Annotated in this window: 21 protein-coding genes; 9 read left to right on the top strand and 12 right to left on the bottom strand. The window is 43.9% G+C overall.

Going from position 1 to position 21798, the window contains the following annotated elements; translation table 11 throughout:
* Positions 1-22: 22 nt before the first annotated feature.
* From R7R78_RS05985 to coxB, 4 genes are read right to left on the bottom strand one after another with little or no spacing between them, the layout of a single operon-like run.
* Entirely contained in the window at positions 23-907 is an 885-nt protein-coding gene (locus R7R78_RS05985; RefSeq protein ID WP_005385214.1) for a cytochrome c oxidase subunit 3, read from the bottom strand.
* A 51-nt stretch (positions 908-958) separates the two neighbouring features.
* Entirely contained in the window at positions 959-1498 is a 540-nt protein-coding gene (locus R7R78_RS05980; protein WP_005385211.1) for a cytochrome c oxidase assembly protein, read from the bottom strand.
* A 20-nt stretch (positions 1499-1518) separates the two neighbouring features.
* The gene (gene ctaD, locus R7R78_RS05975) at positions 1519-3150 is read right to left on the bottom strand and encodes a cytochrome c oxidase subunit I (protein ID WP_005375510.1); all 1632 of its coding nucleotides are present in this window, start codon (positions 3148-3150) and stop codon (positions 1519-1521) included.
* The gene (gene coxB, locus R7R78_RS05970; RefSeq protein ID WP_017821602.1) at positions 3147-4310 is read right to left on the bottom strand and encodes a cytochrome c oxidase subunit II; all 1164 of its coding nucleotides are present in this window, start codon (positions 4308-4310) and stop codon (positions 3147-3149) included. Before coxB ends, ctaD begins: the two co-directional genes overlap by 4 nt.
* Positions 4311-4640: 330 nt before the next feature.
* Here coxB and R7R78_RS05965 point away from each other — a divergent pair, with 330 nt between their 5' ends.
* A complete protein-coding gene (locus R7R78_RS05965; RefSeq protein WP_225473274.1) occupies positions 4641-6335 on the top strand; it encodes a phospho-sugar mutase in 1695 nt (564 codons plus the stop codon).
* A 98-nt stretch (positions 6336-6433) separates the two neighbouring features.
* On the opposite strand, the gene R7R78_RS05960 is transcribed toward R7R78_RS05965, so the two are convergent.
* Together R7R78_RS05960 and R7R78_RS05955 are read right to left on the bottom strand one after the other, a co-directional pair.
* Positions 6434-6856, bottom strand: coding sequence for a GNAT family N-acetyltransferase (locus R7R78_RS05960; RefSeq protein ID WP_054701313.1), 423 nt, complete (start codon positions 6854-6856; stop codon positions 6434-6436).
* A 79-nt stretch (positions 6857-6935) separates the two neighbouring features.
* Positions 6936-7568, bottom strand: a complete 633-nt coding sequence (locus R7R78_RS05955) for a LysE family translocator (protein WP_005375522.1) — start codon at positions 7566-7568, stop codon at positions 6936-6938.
* 229 nt (positions 7569-7797) lie between these two features.
* Here R7R78_RS05955 and R7R78_RS05950 point away from each other — a divergent pair, with 229 nt between their 5' ends.
* From R7R78_RS05950 to R7R78_RS05940, 3 genes are all read left to right on the top strand, one after another.
* Entirely contained in the window at positions 7798-8625 is an 828-nt protein-coding gene (locus tag R7R78_RS05950) for an AraC family transcriptional regulator (protein WP_005385198.1), read from the top strand.
* A gap of 79 nt (positions 8626-8704) precedes the next feature.
* Complete coding sequence (locus R7R78_RS05945) at positions 8705-9415, top strand: AzlC family ABC transporter permease (protein ID WP_054578691.1); 711 nt, start codon at positions 8705-8707, stop codon at positions 9413-9415.
* A complete protein-coding gene (locus tag R7R78_RS05940; protein WP_005385193.1) occupies positions 9415-9726 on the top strand; it encodes an AzlD domain-containing protein in 312 nt (103 codons plus the stop codon). The genes R7R78_RS05945 and R7R78_RS05940 overlap by 1 nt, the downstream gene beginning before the upstream one ends.
* On the opposite strand, the gene R7R78_RS05935 is transcribed toward R7R78_RS05940, so the two are convergent.
* Together R7R78_RS05935 and R7R78_RS05930 are read right to left on the bottom strand one after the other, a co-directional pair.
* Positions 9723-10337 (bottom strand): fumarylacetoacetate hydrolase family protein, encoded by a 615-nt coding sequence (locus R7R78_RS05935; RefSeq protein WP_017635857.1) that lies wholly within the window; start codon positions 10335-10337, stop codon positions 9723-9725. The two genes, R7R78_RS05940 and R7R78_RS05935, sit on opposite strands and share 4 nt — an antisense overlap.
* Before the next feature lie 220 nt (positions 10338-10557).
* A complete protein-coding gene (locus tag R7R78_RS05930) occupies positions 10558-11616 on the bottom strand; it encodes a porin (RefSeq protein WP_042521502.1) in 1059 nt (352 codons plus the stop codon).
* A gap of 609 nt (positions 11617-12225) precedes the next feature.
* Here R7R78_RS05930 and R7R78_RS05925 point away from each other — a divergent pair.
* From R7R78_RS05925 to R7R78_RS05915, 3 genes are all read left to right on the top strand, one after another.
* Positions 12226-13197 carry a porin gene (locus tag R7R78_RS05925; protein ID WP_005375535.1) on the top strand — a complete coding sequence of 324 codons (972 nt, stop codon included), beginning with the start codon at positions 12226-12228 and terminating at the stop codon, positions 13195-13197.
* Between the two features lie 464 nt (positions 13198-13661).
* Complete coding sequence (locus R7R78_RS05920; RefSeq protein WP_005375542.1) at positions 13662-14519, top strand: DMT family transporter; 858 nt, start codon at positions 13662-13664, stop codon at positions 14517-14519.
* 43 nt (positions 14520-14562) lie between these two features.
* A complete protein-coding gene (locus tag R7R78_RS05915; protein WP_136976481.1) occupies positions 14563-15177 on the top strand; it encodes a glutaredoxin domain-containing protein in 615 nt (204 codons plus the stop codon).
* 127 nt (positions 15178-15304) lie between these two features.
* On the opposite strand, the gene R7R78_RS05910 is transcribed toward R7R78_RS05915, so the two are convergent.
* The 3 genes from R7R78_RS05910 to R7R78_RS05900 form a co-directional block, all read right to left on the bottom strand.
* Positions 15305-15439: a hypothetical protein gene (locus R7R78_RS05910; RefSeq protein ID WP_017635854.1), complete on the bottom strand. Its 135-nt coding sequence runs from the start codon at positions 15437-15439 to the stop codon at positions 15305-15307.
* A 133-nt stretch (positions 15440-15572) separates the two neighbouring features.
* Positions 15573-15920 carry a hypothetical protein gene (locus tag R7R78_RS05905; protein ID WP_005375501.1) on the bottom strand — a complete coding sequence of 116 codons (348 nt, stop codon included), beginning with the start codon at positions 15918-15920 and terminating at the stop codon, positions 15573-15575.
* A 176-nt stretch (positions 15921-16096) separates the two neighbouring features.
* Positions 16097-17290 (bottom strand): multidrug effflux MFS transporter, encoded by a 1194-nt coding sequence (locus tag R7R78_RS05900; RefSeq protein ID WP_031780949.1) that lies wholly within the window; start codon positions 17288-17290, stop codon positions 16097-16099.
* A 105-nt stretch (positions 17291-17395) separates the two neighbouring features.
* Between R7R78_RS05900 and R7R78_RS05895 the strand changes: the two genes are divergently transcribed.
* Entirely contained in the window at positions 17396-18283 is an 888-nt protein-coding gene (locus R7R78_RS05895) for a LysR family transcriptional regulator (RefSeq protein WP_025768470.1), read from the top strand.
* A 183-nt stretch (positions 18284-18466) separates the two neighbouring features.
* A complete protein-coding gene (locus R7R78_RS05890; RefSeq protein ID WP_005375494.1) occupies positions 18467-20287 on the top strand; it encodes a putative bifunctional diguanylate cyclase/phosphodiesterase in 1821 nt (606 codons plus the stop codon).
* 106 nt (positions 20288-20393) lie between these two features.
* Here the strand turns inward: R7R78_RS05890 and R7R78_RS05885 are convergent, their stop codons facing one another.
* Positions 20394-21677, bottom strand: a complete 1284-nt coding sequence (locus tag R7R78_RS05885) for a peptidoglycan DD-metalloendopeptidase family protein (protein ID WP_025768471.1) — start codon at positions 21675-21677, stop codon at positions 20394-20396.
* Positions 21678-21798: the final 121 nt, after the last annotated feature.

Raw genomic sequence — 21798 nt, 5'->3', positions numbered from 1 at the left:
GAACGAAGAGTTCACACTGCGCCTAAAGTACGTAAACAAACACAAACAGACATAACCAAACCACATCCACGAAATGCCAATACCAGCTGCCCGCTTGAAAGGCAAAATGGTTCTTTGGCGAAAAGTGATCTTTAGCGATTCTGAACAGCAGCACGATCAAGAAGATAGTCCCAAGACAAACGTGTAAACCGTGGAACCCCGTCAACATGAAGAACGTGTTACCGTAAATACCGGACTGCAACGTGAGCCCTATGTCTTGATAAGCATGAACATACTCAACCGCTTGGTAATATAGGAAAAAGCCAGCAAGTACGATGGTTATCTCTAACCAAACAATCAGTGCCGTTCTTTTGTCTTGTTCAAGGCTTATATGCGCCATATGTAGCGTAATAGACGACAATAGCAGCAAGATAGTATTGGTAAGGGGTATGCCCTGCCACGGCATAGCTTGTGTTGTTTCTCCCCCCGGTGTCAGTGTGAGTGGCCACATCGCTTCGAAGGTTGGCCACAGGACTTCGTTGGTCATGAAGTTATTATCTGCCCCACCTAACCAAGGCACAGAAATCATTCTGGCGTAAAACAAGGCACCAAAAAAGGCACCAAAAAACATCACTTCAGAAAAGATAAACCAGCTCATTCCTTGGCGAAAAGAACGAGTAATTTGCGAGCTGTATTTTCCACTCAGTGATTCAGTAATCACATTACTAAACCAACCAGCCAACATGTAAAGCAAGAACAAGAAGCCCACCGCTAGCACAATGCCACCAATGGTTCCCACTGCACCGTCACTTTGTGTCCCCTGGACGGTCATGCCTGCGCCAACAGCAACCAAAAACAGAGCAAATGCACCGATGATCGGCCAGCTACTTTGAGCGGGAACATAATATGTTCCTGGCTTGTTACTCATAATTTCTCTCCTTACTGACCAACCTTGGTCTGTATCTCTCTCCCTGAGTGGCTAAGAGCCTGTAGGAGGGGGAAGTTTATAGAGTGTGTAAGACAGCGTTAACGTGTGTATAGACTCCGGCAAGTCCGGTTCGATATAAAAAATCAACGGCATTTGAGCTTGCTGTTTACCATCCAGAGGCTGCTGGTTAAAGCAAAAACACTCAATCTTATTGAAGTAAGCAGCTCCAGTCCCGGGAGAAACAGAAGGAACGGCTTGCCCCACCAACTTCTGCCCGCTTTCATTAAATGCAAGGTATTCGGTTTGTACGACTTCACCTGGGTGAACATCCATCGAAATCACTTTGGGTCTAAACTCCCAAGGCATATCTGGGCTGACATGCGCCATAAACTCCACGCGAACAGTTCTGCTCATGTCCGGTTGCATACCTGTCGGTTGAATGGCGGCTACTTCACTTGTCTTTCCATTGATTCCCAGTGCGTCGCACATCACGTCATAAAGTGGGACCAGTGCATAGCCGAAGCCAAACATTAACAGGGTCGCCAAAAGCAACTTCACGGTGAGCTTCTTGTTTGATGGATTCGGTTTCATGTCACTCACCCCACTCTTTGCTAGTCAATCTTAGGCGGTGTAGTAAACGTATGATGCGGCGCAGGGCTTGGCACTGTCCACTCTAAGCCTTCCGCACGTTCCCACGGTTTTGCAGAAGCCTTCTCCCCGCCACGAATACACTTGATCACCAACCATAAGAAGATCAGTTGTGACAACCCAAATGCAAACCCACCAATTGATACTATTTGATTAACATCAGCAAACTGAATGGCGTAATCCGGTATGCGCCTTGGCATGCCTGCTAAGCCTAGGAAGTGCATTGGGAAAAACAGGACATTGACGGAAATAATTGAGCACCAGAAATGCCATAAACTCAGCTTGTGGTCGTACATATTGCCCGTCCACTTAGGTAGCCAGTAGTATGCCGCTGCCATGATCGAGAATACCGCACCAGATACCAACACATAATGGAAATGGGCAACCACGAAGTAAGTGTCATGATATTGGAAATCCGCCGGCACAATCGCCAACATCAGTCCCGAGAAGCCGCCAATAGTAAAAAGCACAATAAAGGCAATGGCAAACAACATTGGCGTTTCAAATGTCAGAGCTCCACGCCACATGGTGGCAACCCAGTTAAAGACTTTAACCCCCGTTGGTACCGCAATCAGCATAGTGCAATACATGAAGAAGAGCTCAGCAAAAACTGGCATCCCCGTGGTAAACATGTGGTGCGCCCACACAAGGAAAGATAACAATGCAATGCTGCACGTCGCGTAAACCATCGAATGATAACCAAACAGCTTCTTACCACTGAAAGCAGGCAGAATGGCGGAAATGATTCCAAACGACGGTAAAATCATGATGTACACTTCTGGGTGACCAAAGAACCAAAAGATGTGTTGGAACATTACCGGGTCACCACCACCAGCTGCGTCAAAGAAGCTAGTCCCGAAATATTTGTCAGTAAGAACCATGGTCACCGCACCCGCTAATACCGGCATAACCGCGATTAGCAAGAAAGCGGTAATTAACCAAGTCCAAACAAACATTGGTAACTTGAACCAAGTCATTCCCGGAGCTCGCATATTTACGATCGTCACGATAACGTTGATCGCGCCCATAATGGAGCTGATACCCATGATATGCACAGAGAATACAAACAGCGCAGTGCTATCCGGGCCATAAGTCGTGGACAGCGGAGCATAAAACGTCCAACCAAAATCAGGACCGCCGCCAGGTAAAAACAACGAGCTCAACAAGATGAGAAATGCAAAAGGTAAGATCCAAAAGCTCAAGTTGTTCATGCGCGGCAGCGCCATATCTGGAGCGCCGATCATCATCGGGATCATCCAGTTAGCAAGCCCCGTAAATGCTGGCATCACCGCACCAAATACCATCACTAAACCGTGTACCGTGGTCATTTGATTAAAAAACTGCGGATCGACTAGCTGTAGCCCTGGCTGGAACAGTTCGGCACGAATGATCATAGCCATCGCACCACCTGTAAGAAACATCGCAAAGCTAAACCAAAGGTAGAGGGTGCCTATGTCTTTATGGCTTGTAGAATACAACCAACGAGTGATGCCCTGGGGTGCATGATGCTCGTGACCATCATCAATCGCAATGGTACTGTTCGCACTGGCTTCTGCTGGCGCAGACTTCACTGCCTTATCTATTGGCTTACTCATATTTCCTCCTTAGCACTGCCTTGTGCTTTAAAGGCATTCACATCGGATGCTTGCACTGTATCGCCAGTATCGTTGCCCCATGCATTTCGTTGATATGTGATAACCGCGCCAATTTCTTTGTCACTTAACTGATTAGAAAAAGCCTGCATTGCGGTGCCCGGGCGACCGTTGACAATAATATCTATGTGCTCTGTAACATCTCCGGTTGCAATAGGACTGCCTTTAATCGCGGGAAATGCACCCGGAATCCCCTCACCATTTGCCTGATGACACACAGCGCAACGCGCCGTGTATATCGATTCGCCTTGCGACATCAATTCATCCATAGATAAGTCTTGAGAGAGCGCTTCTTGTGCCGCCGCTTTTTGAAGTGCGAGTTCTTGCTTCTTACTCGCTAGCCATTCATCGAACTTCTCTTCTTCCATCGCATGCACCACCACCGGCATAAATCCGTGTGCACGACCACATAGCTCCGCACATTGGCCGCGATATACGCCTGGCTCATCAATTCTTGTCCATGCTTCATTAATAAAACCTGGAATGGTGTCTTTCTTGACGGCAAAGTCCGGTACCCACCAAGAGTGAATGACATCATCAGAAGTCATCAAAAAACGCACTTTGCGATTCACAGGCAACACCAAAGGGTTGTCTACTTCCAGTAAGTAATGTGCGCCTTTAGCTTCGATTCCATCAATTTGTTTTTGGCTGGTGGCAAGCAAACTAAAAAACTCAACATCTTCGCCAAAATAGCTGTAATGCCATTTCCATTGCGAGCCTGTGATCTTGACCGTGATATCCGATTGGCTTGTGTCTTCCATTGCTACTAGAGTTTTTGTTGCGGGAATCGCCATAGCGACAAGAATGATGATGGGTATGACCGTCCAAATAATTTCCACTTTTGTACTTTCATGGAAATGTGCGGCAACTGCTCCTTTTGACTTGCGATGACGGAAGATGGAATAGAACATCACACCAAAAACAATCAAAGCAATTACACAGCAGATATAGAAAATCAGCATATGTAATTCATACACTTGCCCACTTATCTCTGTGACCCCTTTTGTCATGTTGTAGTCATTTTCCTTTGACCAACCAAAAGAGGAAAATGTGATTAAAATCACATTCAGTGATAAGGCTAGAGTAGTCGTTAATCTTTTCAAAAGATCTCTCCTCTGCTCAGCCGCTACGCCTACGCGAGCTTCCTTGCGTCCCGATGCAAATATCGAACAACTTTACGAAAAATCACAAAAACTACGATTTCGACACGGTTTGTTATATTTATGTTAAAAGACTAGTTATAGTTCCAAGGTTCTTCAAGAAATTAAGTATGATTAAATTTTGTTCGGATAAGAAAAATTAATTCGGTTTATCGATTGCCCTCTTTGAAATGTAATTGAGAACCATTTACATTGATTTAAAAGAAAACATTGAGATACTTACCAAACGAAGTGTCCAAGAAAGTAGGCTCCCCCTACTAAGGAATGACTGATATGACAGCACTAATTACGCAATGGCTAGAACGAGACCCTGATCCTAAGACTCGTGAAGAGCTACAACACCTCGTCGATACGAACAATGAACAAGAACTTACTGATCGCTTTGGCTCACGCCTTGCCTTTGGTACTGCAGGCTTACGTGGCAAAGTGGGCGCAGGTCCAAACCGAATGAACCGCTTGGTGATTCAAGAGACCGCCACTGGTTTAGGGAACTATTTGCTTGAGCAAGTCAAAGATGCCGCGAGTCGTGGTGTCGTTATTGGCTACGACGGTCGTCCCGATTCAAAACAATTCGCGCATGATACCGCCTCCGTACTGACGGCCCTTGGTATCAAGGTTTACCTAACGTATGACGTTGCAGCAACCCCAATTGTTGCGTTTGGTGTCCGTACATTGAATGCTGCGGCCGCTGTTGTTGTTACTGCCAGCCACAATCCACCAGAATACAATGGCTTTAAAGTATATTGGGAAAATGGCGCACAGATTATTCCTCCGCACGACTCTGGAATCGCAGCGAAAATTGATGACGCAACAACGAAGCCATTACCTTTAATGTCTCTCGATGATGCAAAACAGCACGGTTTGTTAGTTTGGTTGGAAGACGACTACTACCAAACTTACCGTAAGACAATGAATGAAAACGCGCTGCTTACTCCTGACAACAATACCGATATATCTATTGCTTACACCGCAATGCATGGCGTTGGCGCGAATATGGCGGAAACGCTACTTGCCGACGCAGGCTTCCAAAAAGTGGCAAGTGTTAAGGAACAGCGCGAACCTGATGGAAGCTTCCCAACCGTCAACTTCCCAAACCCTGAAGAAGCCGGTGCAATGGATATGGTGATGGCATTAGGTAAGTCCGTAGATGCCGATATCGCTTGCGCGAACGATCCAGATGCGGACCGTTTTGCCGTGGCAGTTAAACGCCCAGATGGCGAGTATCAAATGCTAACAGGTGATCAGGTGGGCTCACTGTTTGGCGATTACTTGCTGGAACAGCAACCTAACGCTTTGGTTGGCAACACCATCGTATCCTCAAGAATGCTGAGCAGCATCGCTAAGGCGCATGGCGCACAATACTATCAAACATTAACTGGCTTTAAATGGCTTACTAACGTTGCCATGGAACAAGAGACAGAAACCAACCCATTCTTGTTTGCTTATGAGGAAGCGCTCGGTTATACCGTGGGTAACAAGGTGTGGGATAAAGATGGTTTATCTGCAATCGTCGCGTTTTCACAGCTAACAGGCAAGCTTAAAGCGCAAGGCAAAACACTGTGGGATAAACTGGAAGAGCTGTACCGCGAGCACGGTTTCTACTTCAACGCACAACGCAGCATCGCTCTCGACCCGAACTCTCCACCAATCGGCGACAAACTCCGAGCCAATCCACCAACAGAGATTGCTGGTAAAAAAGTTGCAGTAACCGAAGATCTTAAAATATCGGTTCGCATGTTTGACGACGGCTCTGAAGAATCCATTGACTTACCAGCAAGTGACGTATTGATTTATCACCTAGAAGATCAATCTCGCGTGATTGTTCGTCCTTCTGGTACTGAGCCAAAACTAAAATGTTACTACGAAGTCATCAACCTCTTCCCTGCGGATATGAGCTATGAACAAGCACAGCAAGCAGCAGAAGCGAAGATGAACGAACTTATCGACGCGCACCAGCAAAGTTTGTAAGTCAAAGAGAAACATAGATATTTGATACAACAAGAGGCGCAAATTCGCGCCTCTTTTTTGATTTTCACTAGAACAAGTCAAGCTAACCCGTGCTTTCCCTAGCCTACAATTTCCTTTTGTAGAAAGTACTTGTGGATGCCCTCTGCAGGATAGCCTGAGTACTGCCCCACTTTCTCAAAACCCAATTTGAGATAGAACTCAAGAGCTTGAAAGCTGTAGGTATCCAAATAAACATGGGTAACCCCATGAGGCTTTACTTTTTGTTCTAGCATCGACATTAATTGACTACCGAGACCAGAGGTTCGACTTTCAGCGTCTACCCACAAAAACTCAACAAACACCGTATTTTTAAACATTTCGCCAGTCAAGCCACCCATGATCTTGCCATTCTCATCTTTTGCGAAACAGCCTATAGCATGCACTTCCCCTTCAGGTAAATGCAGTCGGTTATAAGATCGAATACCTTCACGAACAAAATCAAGGTCTGTTTGATCTGGATTTAAACAAAATTCAAGCTTCATATACCCTCTCCTTAGGAAACACCAATATCCTAAAACAAAAAGCCAGCAATTGCTGGCTTTCTGATGGAATATGATAACTTTACAAGGCGAAACTACTCAGCATCCACAACGCCAGAATAACAAACACTAACCCCATTAGTTTATGTTGATACGTGCGGAATTTTTCGTTCTCGAGCAGCCCTTTGCCCAATGTGCCTGCTAACCCAACAAGTAATAAATTGAATGACAAGCCAAGAACGTTCAACAATAACCCTAGCGCTAGCATCTGCTCACCAGAAGATGCCGTGATATTGCTTGAGACAAACTGCGGCAAAAACATCACAAAAAAGACCAAGGCTTTAGGGTTGAGCAAATTACTCATCAAAGCACGTTGATAATAAGTTGATGCCATTTTGTTTTGACCATCAAGCTCTGGAGCCGAAGATGCCTCAGCTCGTAAGCAGTCCCAACCCATTTTTAACAAGTAAGCGCCACCTAGTAGATGAAGGACTTTAAGGGCTATTGGGCTCATGGCAATCAGGGTAGATACGCCCATCGCAGCAAGCAAAGTAAGAATAACACCAGACGTCGCATTGCCTAAGCTAGCAAAAAGACCGACCTTCTTACCGTAACTCATACTAGAACTCGCTATCAGCAACATATCGGGCCCTGGTAACAGCAACAAAGCCACTACTGCGGTGAGATAAACAGGAAGTACAGATAAATCAATCATGATGGAACCGCTTTTCTACAACAAGGCGGCGAATGTTATACCAACAAAATAACATCATCCAGCCCAAAATAGCCAAGATAAATCAAAAAATAAAAATCATAGTTTGCCCAGCTGAAAAATAGCAATCAATTCGCCTGTTTATCAAAATCGAATAGCAATTTTGTACAAAAATAAGCACGATGGATCCGTTACACTTCTAAAATGATTTTCTTGAGCAGACCGGATAAAGATGAAAGAAAAGAATAAGGAAATCGCTACCTTCAAGATAGCTCAAGAGCTCGGCGGTTTAGAACTTCTCGATGCAAAGTATGAGAAGCAGAATTTTTCACGCCATAGCCACGAAGGTTACACTATTGGTGTCATCGAAAAAGGGGCACAACAATTTTTTAGGACGGGCGGGAATCATATCGCGCCACAGGACAGCATCATCCTTGTTAATGCAGATGAAGTACACAACGGACATTCAGCCTCGGAAGGCGGCTGGGAATACAAAGCAATGTACCCCGTACCTCAGCAGTTTCAAACTTTAGGACAAGAGCTTGGTTCACCAAATGTAGCTCTGCCCTATTTCCCTCAACCTGTGGTTTACGATCCTGAGCTGGCTAGTCAGTTACGATTGGTATTTGAAACACTAGAAAAATCAGACAACCGTTTGTTGAGAGAAACTTTGGTTTACGGCACGTTGATTAAGCTAGCCAGTAAACACAGCACTCATCGGGCACCACTGAAAGAATCAACCAGAGCTCAGCGACAAGTGCAGCTAGTCAGAGAATTTTTGGAAGACTTTCCACAAACGGACGTCTCACTAGAAGAACTCGCCAAACTGTCTGGATTAAGCCCTTTTCATCTGCTGAGAGAGTTTCAAAAGCAATTTGGCTTTCCGCCTCATGCCTATCAAATTCAGCAACGTTTACGTATGGCGAAGAAGCTACTAAAAATGGGACAAAAAATTTCAGACGTGGCACAAGAATGCGGCTTCCATGATCAAAGCCATCTGCATCGACACTTTAAAAAAGCCATGGGCGTCACTCCCGGCCAATACGTCCGTCACAGCTAAAGCAGCAATATTGTACAAGGCGTTATGCGACTACCGAGCTATCTTGGTAATCTGATTTAGGAATAAATAAGAAGAAACTATGGACCACACTTTGCCGTTACAAAAAGAATCAAAAGCCACGCTATTTTGGCAAGGTACACTTGCGATGATGCCTCTGAGTATCGCAGTGCTCCCTTGGGGCTTACTCGCAGGCTCATTCGCAATTGATACTGGGCTTCACCCTTTGGAAGGACAAGCACTATCCGCCATTTTGTTCGCAGGTTCTGCACAGCTCGTCGCGATGGGAATGATTAAAACGGGAGCAGGTCTAGTGACCATGTTACTGACAACGTTTTTTATCACCTCTCGACACTTCCTCTACAGTGTATCGATGCGCAGTAAAATTGCACCGCTCCCTCTAAAATGGCGATTATCACTCGGCTTCTTACTTACTGACGAGCTGTTTGCGATTGTAGGCCACCATTCCGATAAACAATTTAATCGCTGGTATGCACTTGGGGCTGGTCTGAGTTTTTACCTGTTTTGGAATGTCGCGACATTGACGGGCATTATTGCGGGAAGTCTAATCCCTGAACTGAACGAAATGGGTTTGGAATTTGCTGTGGCCGCAACTTTTATCGCAATTGTAGTTCCGACTATTAAAAATGCAGCGGTGCTCGCGAGTGTTCTTGTGGCTTTGGTGAGCTCGGTTGCCCTAACCTATTATCAAATTGAGGGAAGTTTGATGATTTCGAGCATTTTAGCCATGCTTACTGGTTACTTTGTGGAACAAGTAAAGGAGAAACGCTAATGATCATGTTGGCTATTTTACTGATGACGGTACTTGTTTTCACCAGCCGCTACTTGTTTTTAGAACCCAAGCTGCCATTGCGATTAGGGACGCGCACTCAAAAAGTACTCAATTACGCTAGCCCCGCAGTACTGACTGCGATCTGGGCACCTATCGTTTTCATTCCCGATGGGGAGCTCAGCGTCAATGTGCAAAACCCATTTTTACTGGCTGCCGTACTGGCTGCTTTAATCGCTTATTTTACTAAAAATGTTCTTTTAACGACGGTTATCAGTATGGTGGTATTTCTCGTTCTACGAATTTGGCTTTAATCCGCCAACCACTCAATCTCCAACAAGGTGACATCGCCACACTTTAATCGACCAAGGAAGATGTCACCTTCATGTACCTCACCAACGCCCTTTGGTGTACCGGTCATCACTACATCACCATCTTGAAGTGTTGTGTAACTGGTTAATTCATCCAGGATAGTTAGCGGCGGATAGAGCATTTGGTTAACGTGACCTTTTTGTACACGAACACAGTTGATTAAGAGCTCAAGGTTAAGATCATTGATATCAATGTTATCCAAAGAGACAAACCGACTAAACACAGCAGAGCCATCAAATGCCTTAGCTCGCTCCCACGGCAACCCCTGATTTTTAAGCGAGGATTGCAAACCACGCTTGGTCAGATCCAATCCCAAACCAACCGCTGAATAACGTCCATCCTTGATCAAAAAGCAGATTTCAGCCTCATAATGAAGGGGCTCTTGATGGAATGAACGCAGAGTTGTTGATACGGAAGTTGCGGGTTTATTAAATACAACCATTTGCTCAGGCATTGCATTATTAAGCTCATGAATATGTTCAACGTAATTTCGTCCAACACAAAGCACTTTACCCACTTCTACTTTCTTTTCTTCAACTTGAATAACACTCATCATTCTTCCCTGCAAAACAAAAATCCCATCATAATCTAACCTATTGACTTAACGACACTAAATAGCAACCTCTAGTGTAAAAAATAAGACATTCACCCCGTTTTGAGTTTTGTATCACCTAATTGAAACAGCAAAGTATTTGTAAAACAAATAGACAAAAAAGCCAGCACGAGGCTGGCTTTAGATCAATGAGCTGAATAATAGTTCTCGCTAAATCCTATTATAGGTAGTAACGAGCACCTAACGCCCATTTGTCATCAGTTTCACGACCATTGTCGTCATTTAGGTCAAACTGGTAACCCGCGTAACCAACAAATTTAGGCGTGAAGTTGTATTCTGCTTGTAGTGCCATTTCTTCACGAGCAGTTTCTGTTTTAGAGCTCTTAAACTCTTTACCTTCCACCATCTCATAGTTAACACTCAAGTTTAGGCTGTTTGCTAGAGCGTATGCGATGATCGCCTCGTACGCATCACTTTCTTCTAAACGGTCACCTTTTGCACTGAAGTTCATGTTTTCGTTTGAACCATAAACCGCAGCAAGGAATAGGCCTTGGCCGTACGCACCGTAAGATGCTGATACAACGTGTGATTCCGCCGTGTGCTTACCTGCATATGCAGGGTGCTGGAAATCGCCGCCATTGTAAGAGTAACCGATTTTAGCGCCCATGATTGAGTAAGAAAGCGCAGCTTGCACACGGTCATCGTATTTAGCACCGCCAGTTATAACTCCAGCATCGTTGCGCGTGTAATCATCGTTTGCACCCTGCCAACCAAGACCAAAGTTGATCACACCCGCTTCACCCAGCTCGATGGCATTACGGTAAGAAAGCATTTTATCCGCACGGCCAGTGCCAAGGTTTCCATGATCGTCATAGATGAAGTCGTTGGCAAACGCGATTGGCATATCTGCAATACCTGCGACATCGTAGTAAGGTGACCATTGCGTACCACCTACTGCACGACCATAAACCTCATGCGTTATACCTAAGTAACCTAGACGAGTTTTAAACGACTCTTCACCACCGTCTAAGTAGTTTAGCGCCCATTCACCACGTGCGTCTGCGGTGAAGCCATTACCCAAATCCTGTGTCGCAGAGATATTGATACGAGGAGAGTTAGTACCCACATCCGTGTCACCTTGCTCTGATCCATTTAAATTAACAGAAACGTGGCCGCCCATCGAAAATGTTGTGCCATCGTTATTATATAGTTCCACTGCAACTGCTTGAGTACCGAAGGTTGCTGCCGCGATTGCCGCTGCTAATAATTTTTTATTCATTTCTAAATCCATTACTTATTAGTTGGTTAGTCAGTTTTAGACCCGGCTTTGGTTCACTTTCGTAAAAACGAAATGATGAACAAAGAGAGGAATACAAAGGCTATCCGAGGCATCGTTTCCACCAGATTAGTTTTACCTTTGTGTAACAACTGCCGACACTTTATTTGATTAGTTCCTGACAACCGAGTGAAAAGATCTCAGACAAAACCTAAAAAGCAATCGTTTACTTAGCCTTCAAAAAATCGAGAAATAAAAACCTTACAATAAGAAATGCTTTAGAGAGAGTTAGCTCACAAATAGCTGATGATTCGCTATTTTTAGGCCAAACTTCCCTGCCAAATTGAAATGTTTACTTACATTTAGGGTCAAGAAACAATTCAGGAACTTTTTGAAAAAAACACAGTCTTTAACGGAGAGGAAAAAACCTCAAAAAAGATAAACCTTTCTTTTTATAAGTGGTATGAGAAGGGGCACTTATTCTTTCCAGCAATAAAAGTGCAATCAAATCATAACTTAACAGAAATCTATCTTTCATTTTCAGCCTTTACCTTAGCGTCATCAACACATCGGGCAAGAAAGCCCATCGATTACAACTAGGGTAATAAGAAAATGAAAAAGGCAGCACTAACTACTGCAATTCTTACAGCATTGGTATCAGCACCATCATTCGCAGCAACTGTATACAAAAACGACGGTACTGAATTAAAAGTTGGCGGCCGCGTTGAGTTTCGTGGTGACTTCATCGGTTCAGACGGTGCTGAAGTTGAAGGTTCCATGGAAGATAAAAGCCGTGCTCGTCTTAACCTAAAAGGTAAAACAGACATCGGCAACGGCCTTTCTGCTTTCGGTGTTTACGAAGCCGAACAAAAAACGGGCAAGAGTGAATTCAAAAACCGCTACATGTATGCAGGCGTCGACTCTGATATCGGTGCTTTCTCTGTAGGTCGTCAAGACATGGCTGCCGTCATCATCTCTGACATGACGGATATCACTGAATTCTCTGGTGTTCAGCAAGTTATTGATTCGTCTTCTGATAAGCAAGACAGCGTTTTCGCATACCGTGGTGCGTTTGATGCACTACAACTTCAAGCAACCTACCAAGCAAACTCTAGCGATAACGAAGATAAATACGGCATCTCTGGAATGTACTCACTACCAATGGGCCTCGACTTTGGTCTTGCATACTCTGGTGGCGATGTAGATAAAGATAACTCTGAAGATCAAATTCTAGGTGGTATCGCTTACTCGATGGACAACCTTTACCTAGCAGGTACTTATTCTCAAGGTTCCCTGACTGACTCTGAAGACTTTACGGCTTACGAGCTAGTCGCAAGCTACAAAGTAGCAAGCAAAGTGACACTTGCAGCTCTATACACAGCTCAAGAGAATGATCCAGACAACGGTTCAAAGTACGACACCGTTGAAGGTATCGAGCTTGTTGGTTACTACAAACTAAACAGCAACTTCCGTACTTACCTGTCTTACTACATCAACCAACTTGATGAAGCAAAAGATGCAACAACAGGTCTAGTAACAGAAGGCGAAGATACACTGCGCCTAGGCGTACGTTACGATTTCTAATTCACTCTTGTCCTAAGAGCGAGTCCACTTGGCCAGCACCTTTGCTGGCCATTTTTTATGTAACCCAACACAACTCGATAAGTTTTCACACTATCGAAGCATCGCTCAGCAATGAAAAACGACCGTAACGATGCCTACTTCTGCCCTCTTTTAATGCGATTGCTCACTAAGTTAGTGCGTTTCATCTAATCGACAACATAGAAAAACCAAAAAACCATTTAAAATCAAATATATAAAAGTTGGCACGTGTTCTGCAATATTATTTATGCAAATGCATGGCAGCGTTTGTGCTTCTCGTTCTTTGTACCTGTTATAACAGGCACGTCCTTTGAATTGGTAATGTCGCCTCCCTCTGGGAGGCATTTTTTTATTGGCGCGAAAAACAATAGGACGTATGATCCCGCCACCTCTATCAAACTGGAATTTTTCAATTGAATCATCATCCTGTTCAAGGTGCGTCCTGGATGCTAACAGCTGGCTTGGCATTCGCCATAGTGAACAGCTTCGCCCAAATTGCTAGCATCAACTTTGGTGTCTCCTCCACCACATTTGCGTTATTCCAATATGCAATCGCCTTATTTGTTATTCTGCCCTACCTACGTACACTTGGGATTAGACGTTCTTTAAGAACCCAACACTTTGGCTGGCATGCATTCCGCATTTTTCTCTCTGTTATCGGGATTCAACTTTGGTTATGGGCTCTCGCTTACCCAGTTCCAATTTGGCAAGGCATTGCACTTCTCATGACCTCTCCATTATTTGCCACAGTTGGTTCTGGCTTGTTACTCAAAGAAAAAGTAGGTACTGCACGCTGGCTCGCTACATTGACGGGGTTTGTTGGTGCCATGATCATTCTTGAGCCTTGGGCAGACTCATTTACATGGGCGACCCTGCTCCCTGTTGGCGCCGCATTTTTCTGGGCAGCGTATTCATTAATGGTTAAAAAAATGTCGGTAAACGATCCGCCTTCAACCATGGTCGTCTATTTGTTACTGCTGATAACGCCATTTAATATCTTGTTAGCGATACCGACGTTTACTATGCCAGATACGTGGACGATATGGGGTGTGCTTTTAGCCGCAGGTGCACTTACAGCACTCGCTCAATGGGCTATCGTTAAAGCATATGCAGTAGCAGACGCCTCATTTGTGCAACCATTTGATCACGCCAAACTGCCTTTGAATGTTGTTGCTGGTTGGTTGGTGTTTGGTTGGGTGCCACCTGGTCGTTTATGGTTAGGTGCTGCGATTATTATTGCATCTATTGCGTTTATTACGCATTGGGAAGCGAAAAAGACAAAGTTAGTTGAAAGAAAAATCTAATTTAAAAGTTCTATATTTTCAGGAAAGGAAATGAGGAACCCATATGAGTCAACCAATCAAAATTACACTGTATCGCTGGGCTGGTAGTTGGGGCCCATTCAAAGTCAATATTCCTTGTGGTGAATGTACATTAACCAAGGATATTTTAAAGGATACTTTTGAAAACGAACTAGCCGATGTGCCCGTTGAACTTGAAGTAAAAGATTGGTTATCGCACTGGTGGGAACCATTAAAAGCTGGTGCTTGGCATGCACCCATTCTTCTTGTTGAAGGGAAAGTTATCAGCCAAGGAGAAGCATTGAATCGGGGTGTGCTTGTACAATCTGTTATTGCTGAGTGGGTAAAACGCGATGAGCTAAAAGGCAACATTGTTTATGGTAAAGCAACTTGCCCTTACTGTGTCAAAGCCAAACAATTACTTGACGAGGCTGGCGTTCAGTATGAGTACCATGATGTAGTTAAAGACAGCGCCGCCTTATACCGCATGATTCCTGAAGTAAAAGCCATCATTGGCGAAAAAACACCGGTAACAGTGCCGCAAATCTGGTTAGATGGAAAATATATTGGAGGCGCTGACGATATAGAAAAGTGGTTATCAGCAAAGGGGCTAGATAAAGTGCCTAACAATGTTGTGGAGATACCAAGCCAATCCGCGTAATTCTAGATTTAAATGTCATCAGTCTTTGAGTAGCGTTTTGCCAATGTTGTGCAATATGTTGGCTACTTACTAACAACAAAACAGAGAAAAGCAAAAAGCCCTGATTTTTCAATCAGGGCTTTTTAAATTATTTCGCCAGTTTTTTAATAACACGAGCAAAAACAGAAGCTTTTTTCTTCTTCGCTTTACCGTAAAGCGCTTTGTGCATCGCGTCTTTTGCAATCATCTGGCCAATATAAGCACCACCAAGTTCGTTACCCATGACCTTCTCCTGAATGTATTGACTTAACTATGTTGTAATTTTACACCGCAATTAGATAAAAACAAGACTCCAGTCACATTTATTTTGTAATTAACTTTCAGTTTGATTTTCGTGGATTTCTTGAAATGAGCGTCTATCGCTTAGGTTGTTGGTATGTTTTACCCGCTGCGACGTACGTATCTTTCTGTTTGATTTCAAAGAATGTTTCAAAGAACCACGCAGCAAACTTGATCAAGTGATCGCCTTCATTCATGACGTGCTCTACGTATTCTTGCTCTTCTCCGGACTCATCTTCTTGAGTGGTAATATGGTAAATACGTTTCTCACCATCAACTTCTGCAAGGCCAAACTGACCCGTTAGGGATTGCGCCGCTTGTGCAACTTCTTCTTCCTCACACGCCTTCAAGATTTCAAGTGCCTTTGGCATGCTTTCTTGCTGAGTAATTTCTTTTACCAGTGTTTCAAATTCGTTTTGTTGCATTCTTTCACCTAACGATTAGAGATCGGATAGCCATTGGGCAGAAATGTATTCCAAGCTTGAGAGAAGTATCAAGGTTCGCCCTCTTCCTTTCAAACCAAGTCATTCAGTATACACAACAAGCCAGACTTAATTTAGCTGCGCATTTTAGAAAGCCGACCTTCTGGTTGCAAGTATATTCAGATGGAAGTTTCTGCTTGAACCGTCCCTTCTGGCACTTTACGAAATTGGCTTAGTACAAGAACAAAGCAAGAAAGTAACGCAATAAACAAATAAAACACCCCAAGCTGCTGCTGATTCGTAACCCATGAGTCTACTAAGTACCCACCAAACAAACCTGCTAAACACATTTGAATAGAACCAGATAGCGCAGAAACCGCGCCTGCCTGTTGCTTATGTGGTGAAAGTAGCAAACTGATCGATACCGGGAATGACATTCCTTGAGCAAAACTTAAACACGTGAATGCCACTAGTAATGAAAATACACTGAAGGGTGTAACCAACAACATGAAGCCAGCAATAGCAACAATCGCGAAACTCATCAGCAAGATTTGCTGAGCTTTGTAACGAGCGTTGATCAAATTCAGCACTAAGCTACCCGTCAGCAAACCAACTGATGGTATGATCATTAAAGAGCCGTAATCTGCCGCCGTTAATCCTAACTCTTGTTGCATTAAAAATGGATACAAGGAGAGCGTAACCAGAGCCGATAAATAACTAAGCCAGTTGTAGCTCGCACTACCAATCACTTGTGTATTCGTTAACAGACGCAAATAGTTCGCGCTTACTTCGCCTACTTTAAATTTTCTCTTCGGATAAGGCAGCGTTTCTGGCAACACCAACAAACCAAGTGTAAAAATTGCCATTAAGTAAATCAGCACAAACACGAAGACAGCATGCCAACTCAGGTGAAAAGCAATCCAGCCACCAAACAGCGGAGCAATAATTGGCATCACTGAAGCAGTGACTGAAATATAAGATAGCGCTTTGGTTAATTGCATACCGTCATAACTATCACGCAGTACTGACCGACCAAGTACCGAAGCGCTGCCCGCTCCTAGGCCTTGCAGTAACCGTCCCGCTTCAAGGGCAACAATGTTGTCCGAAAACGCGATGCAAATAACCGTACCAACTAGATATACACTTTGCCCCAGAATAAACACCGGCCGACGACCAATCGCATCAGACAATGGGCCGTAAAAAAGCTGAGAGATACCGAAGCCAACGAGAAATAGCGTGACGAGATTCTGAATCGAATGTTGCGGCAAATTCAAGTCATGACCAATCAATGGCAAAGAAGGAAGATAAATACTGACGCCAACTTGGCCTGTGGCAATGATCATCATCGCTAATAACAATGGTGTTTTACGCAAACGTTCCTCCTACTTTGTGACAGATTGATGGCAAACAGTGTATATTTGTTACTCAAAGATGATAATCAGCTAAGTTGGAAAGGAATTAATTCCCAAGGAGATACAATGGACTGGATTCAAAGCGTGAAGAGTTATATTCGTGTGGTCGAAGAAGGTAGCTTTAATGCAGCAGCGCGGAAACTCAATACCACCAGCTCAGCCATCAGTAAGCGAGTTCAATGGCTAGAAGATAAAATTGGCGTTCAACTACTCAAACGTACGACCCGCTCAATTAGCCAAACTGAAGCTGGTGCTCTGTTTTATCAACGAGCAAAAAGTCAGCTTGATTCATGGCAATCGGTATTAGATGAAACTCGCTCAGTCAACCAATCACCAGCGGGGCTATTAAAAATTGGGGCAACGTTGGCCGTTGGTTCTAAATTTCTAGTTCATTATCTTGATGATTTTCTTGATAAATATCCAGACATCACACTTCAATTAACAACAACGCTACCAGGTCAATTGCCAGAGCTAAGCTTAGACCTGTTTATTAGCCGGGAATTAGAGCAACTGAACTCTCTAAGTTTCAAAGCTACTGCACTTTTCGAACATAAAGCCCAGTTTTACGCCGCGCCTAGTTACCTAAAGAAATATGGCACACCACAATGCGTTGAGGATCTGACAGAGCATAATGTCCTGATTTGGGGAGAAAAACCCTCACGAGAAATCAAAACAAATCGAGGCAAACGTATCAGCTTGTCCGGTAACTTTGCCACGACCAACCCAGAAGCGCTGTTTCATGGTGCCAAAAGAGGCATGGGTATTTTGATGACGAACAACGTCATGATCAAAGATGATCTCAAATCCGGCGCGTTAGTCCCTATCCTGCCCGATATCACAGCGGATAAAGCCACTGTATATGCCTACTATCCAAAGCTGGATTATCAGCATACCCGAACTAAGCTATTCCTCGATTATCTCAAATCACGATTAGAAGAGGAGAAGCGCGCCTAGCTTAGCGTTTTTATCGCTATAGCTTTAAAAGGTTCAAGCATAAAAACATGAAAATAATGATTTGTTCGTTCACAAAATTTGAAAAATCTGCCTTAGTAACCGATAGTTTATTTGATGCATATCAAATAATAATTCGTCGTGTCTTACACGATATGTAAATAACAACGCTAGGTGAAATGCTCAATGGGTCAGGTACAAATCAGTTTCCACAAAATTGATGAGATATTGAAGCTAAACGGCACGGCTCAGCTAAACCGAGTCACGCTAGATATTCATCAACACTTGCAGAGCCATTGCACTTGCGTTGTAGAAGTTGCGCATCTTCAGCATTCGGCTCATACCATTTCCTTCGCCAGCAATGGAAAAATTACAGACAACCTAAGCTACCACCTTTCAGGCACCCCCTGTGAAAAAGTGGCGAAAGACATTGGCGAACATATTTTCTATCAAGACCAGGTATACAAGCGTTTTCCTGAAGATCAGATGTTTCAAGAAGATGGCATTCAAGCTTACATTGGCCTGCCATTGAAGACACAAAATGGCGAAGTTCTGGGAATTTTACTGTCTACCTTTACCCGAAGCATCCACGCGAAAGAAGCGCAAGATATCCTCGACTTCCACCGATTTTATGCCAATGTCATTATTCATAGCTTACGTGAAAAGTGGGTCAGTGAACGTTCAGATAAGCTTCTTAATCAGCTTAGCTATGAGGTATCGCATGATAACCTAACTGGACTGCTCAACCGTAGCTGTTTAGCTGATACCTTGGAGACATTAACGCAGCAGGCGACTCGCCCATTCAGTTTGGCGTATCTTGATATCGATAATTTCAAATCGATCAATGATATCAACGGAAACTATATCGGCGACCAAATCATTAAGTTCACAGCTAACGCCATTCAACAGAGCTTGTCGTCGCCAAACAATGCGTTCCGTGTTGCAGGAGATGAATTCGCCTTCATCACGTACGACGAAGATCCTGTCGCCGTGTGTCAGGAAGTACTCGACAAAATTGAAAGCGGCTACAGCGACAAATCTAACCGGATTTCTTTCACCGTTAGTATTGGTATTGCACGTGCCCCAGTACATATGTTGAACAGCGATGAGCTGATTTTGAATGCCAGTCTCGCTCTCAAAGATTGTAAAAAACACCGCGATACACGGATTCAGCATTACGACACACACCTTAGTGCTTTATACCACCGTAGGACGCAGCTTATTGAGGCAATGCGAATCCAGCTAAGTACTGATATACAAGACAGCGATGAGTTGTATGTAGTGGTTCAACCGATCGTCGATATCACGAGCGACCGCTGGAATTACTTTGAAATTTTGACTCGTTGGAATAGCAATATCTATGGAAATATCTCTCCAGCGGAGTTCATTGAAGCTGCCGAACAATCAGGCCTGATTATCGAGTTAGGTGAACGGATTATTGAACTCGCGTGTATCGCAAAGCAAGAACTCGAAGCGAACCTAGGCTATAAAGTCAAACTCTCCATCAATTGCTCAGCGTATGAGCTGGTTGATTCCAACCGTTATATTAATCACTTAACCAACATGGTTGAAAAGTATCAGCACGAAGCAAAAGACTTTGTTATAGAGCTCACCGAGACCGTCTTACTCTCACAAAGTGGCCGTGAACAGATGGTACTTAACTCGTTGCGATACTTGGGTTTTAAAGTCGCACTGGATGATTTTGGTACGGGATACTCAAGCTTGAACTATATACACAATTATCCAATTGATAGCATCAAAATCGATGCTACCTTTGTGCAGAACATGCTCTCAAATACAACCTCTGAACAAGTAGTGTTTTTGATAGCGCAATTGGCAGAGCTGCTTGATGTGGATTTGATTGCCGAAGGCGTAGAAGACGATAGAGCACTACAAAAGTTAATTGAAATGGGCTGCCACTACATCCAAGGTTATTTTTACTCTCGTCCACACAGTGTTGAAGAAATCGTACACCTGATAAATGAACGTGAAGTGCGGAGTGCCTAACGTACTGAACAGACTGCTGTCATAGAATTCAAATCTAGTTAATGCACAAAGTAAAAGAGACCAAGCTATGCTTAGTCTCTTTTTGTTTTTTAAGCGAAGTACTTTATTACAGCACTGCTTTCTCTTTATCGCGTAATAGTCTATCCATTTCATCTCTGTTCGCGACAAAAGTAGCCATCTCTTTCTTAGGAACAGAACTCGCCATTGGGATATTTGCTCGCATAGCGTTAACTGGACGGCCGTATTCAATCAACTCATAGTGAAGGTGTGGCCCAGTCACTCGACCTGTTTTACCAGAAAGACCGATACGCTGGCCTCGAGAAACCTTTTGCCCTTTCTTCACCAAAATCTTACTTAGGTGTAAGTAACGGGTTTTGTATTTGCTGCCGTGCTCAACAACCACGTAGTTACCCGCATAGGGGTGTTTACGAGTCATGATCACTGTACCATCACCAGTAGAAACGACTGGTGTACCGGTTGGTACAGCAAAGTCAGTGCCGTTGTGCGGCGCAACACGCCCCGTTACTGGATGTAAACGATTAGGGTTGAAGCCAGAACTGATACGCCAACGGCTACTTACAGGGTAACGCTGGAATGCGCGCTGTAAGCTTTCACCTTTGGCATTGTAGAATTGACCATCAGTATGAAGGTAAGCGGTGATCTCGCGGCCGCGATTATAAATCTTAATCGCCTCAATTTCGTTCTTACCTGTTGGTACACCATTGATGCTTTGTGAGCGACGAACAACTTCAAATCGATCACCTGCACGAAGGTCACGTCCAAAGTTAAGTTGTTCTTTGAGTAAGCTTACGACTTGACTCACTTCCGCCGACGTTAAACCTAAACGACTCGCAGAAGAAGAAAAACTGCCTTGAATAACGCCAACTAAAGGCTCTTGGCTCCACACGCCAGGAATGGAAATATCAGTAAAGTCATAGCTACCATCACTATTCAGCTTGTAGACCACTTTATCTGCAATAGAAAATTGCAGTTCCATTTTCGCTAACTCGCCTGTCGCATCATCACGCCAGAAACGGAGCGTATTGCCCGGCTTAAGTGTATCAAGTGCCAAGTAGTTCAAATCCGTTTCCATTACTTTCATTAACGAGCTGTAACCGAAACCGAGCTGACTAAAAATAGTGCTTAGGTTGTCACCTGCTTGGATTTGATATTCGAAGTTCGGGGGAGTGACAACTTCGGCAGTTGTCGCATCAAGAATTTTTTCAACGACCTGAGATTCAGGTAGGTTCAATGCGATGGTTTTGGTTAAAGATGACTCTTTGAGAGAGTGAGAAACACCAATCGCAACTAAAACTGGCAAGGAGTATAACAGCAGCGCTCTACGACTTGTCAGATTCGGCAACCGTCTTGTAATTTCATTTGTAGACACGGGAATTACTATCTCCTTTCAAACAAGGCTCATAGCTTATGCATTCCCGAATAAGAAATCACTAGGAAATTTCGAGATCTAGCGCAGAAAATACTGAATTTTTACAGAACTCAAAAAAAAT

The organism is Vibrio sp. 2134-1 (genome assembly GCF_033339495.1).
Note: the sequence above shows the minus strand (reverse complement) of the source record. Positions and strands in the feature narration are given on the sequence as shown.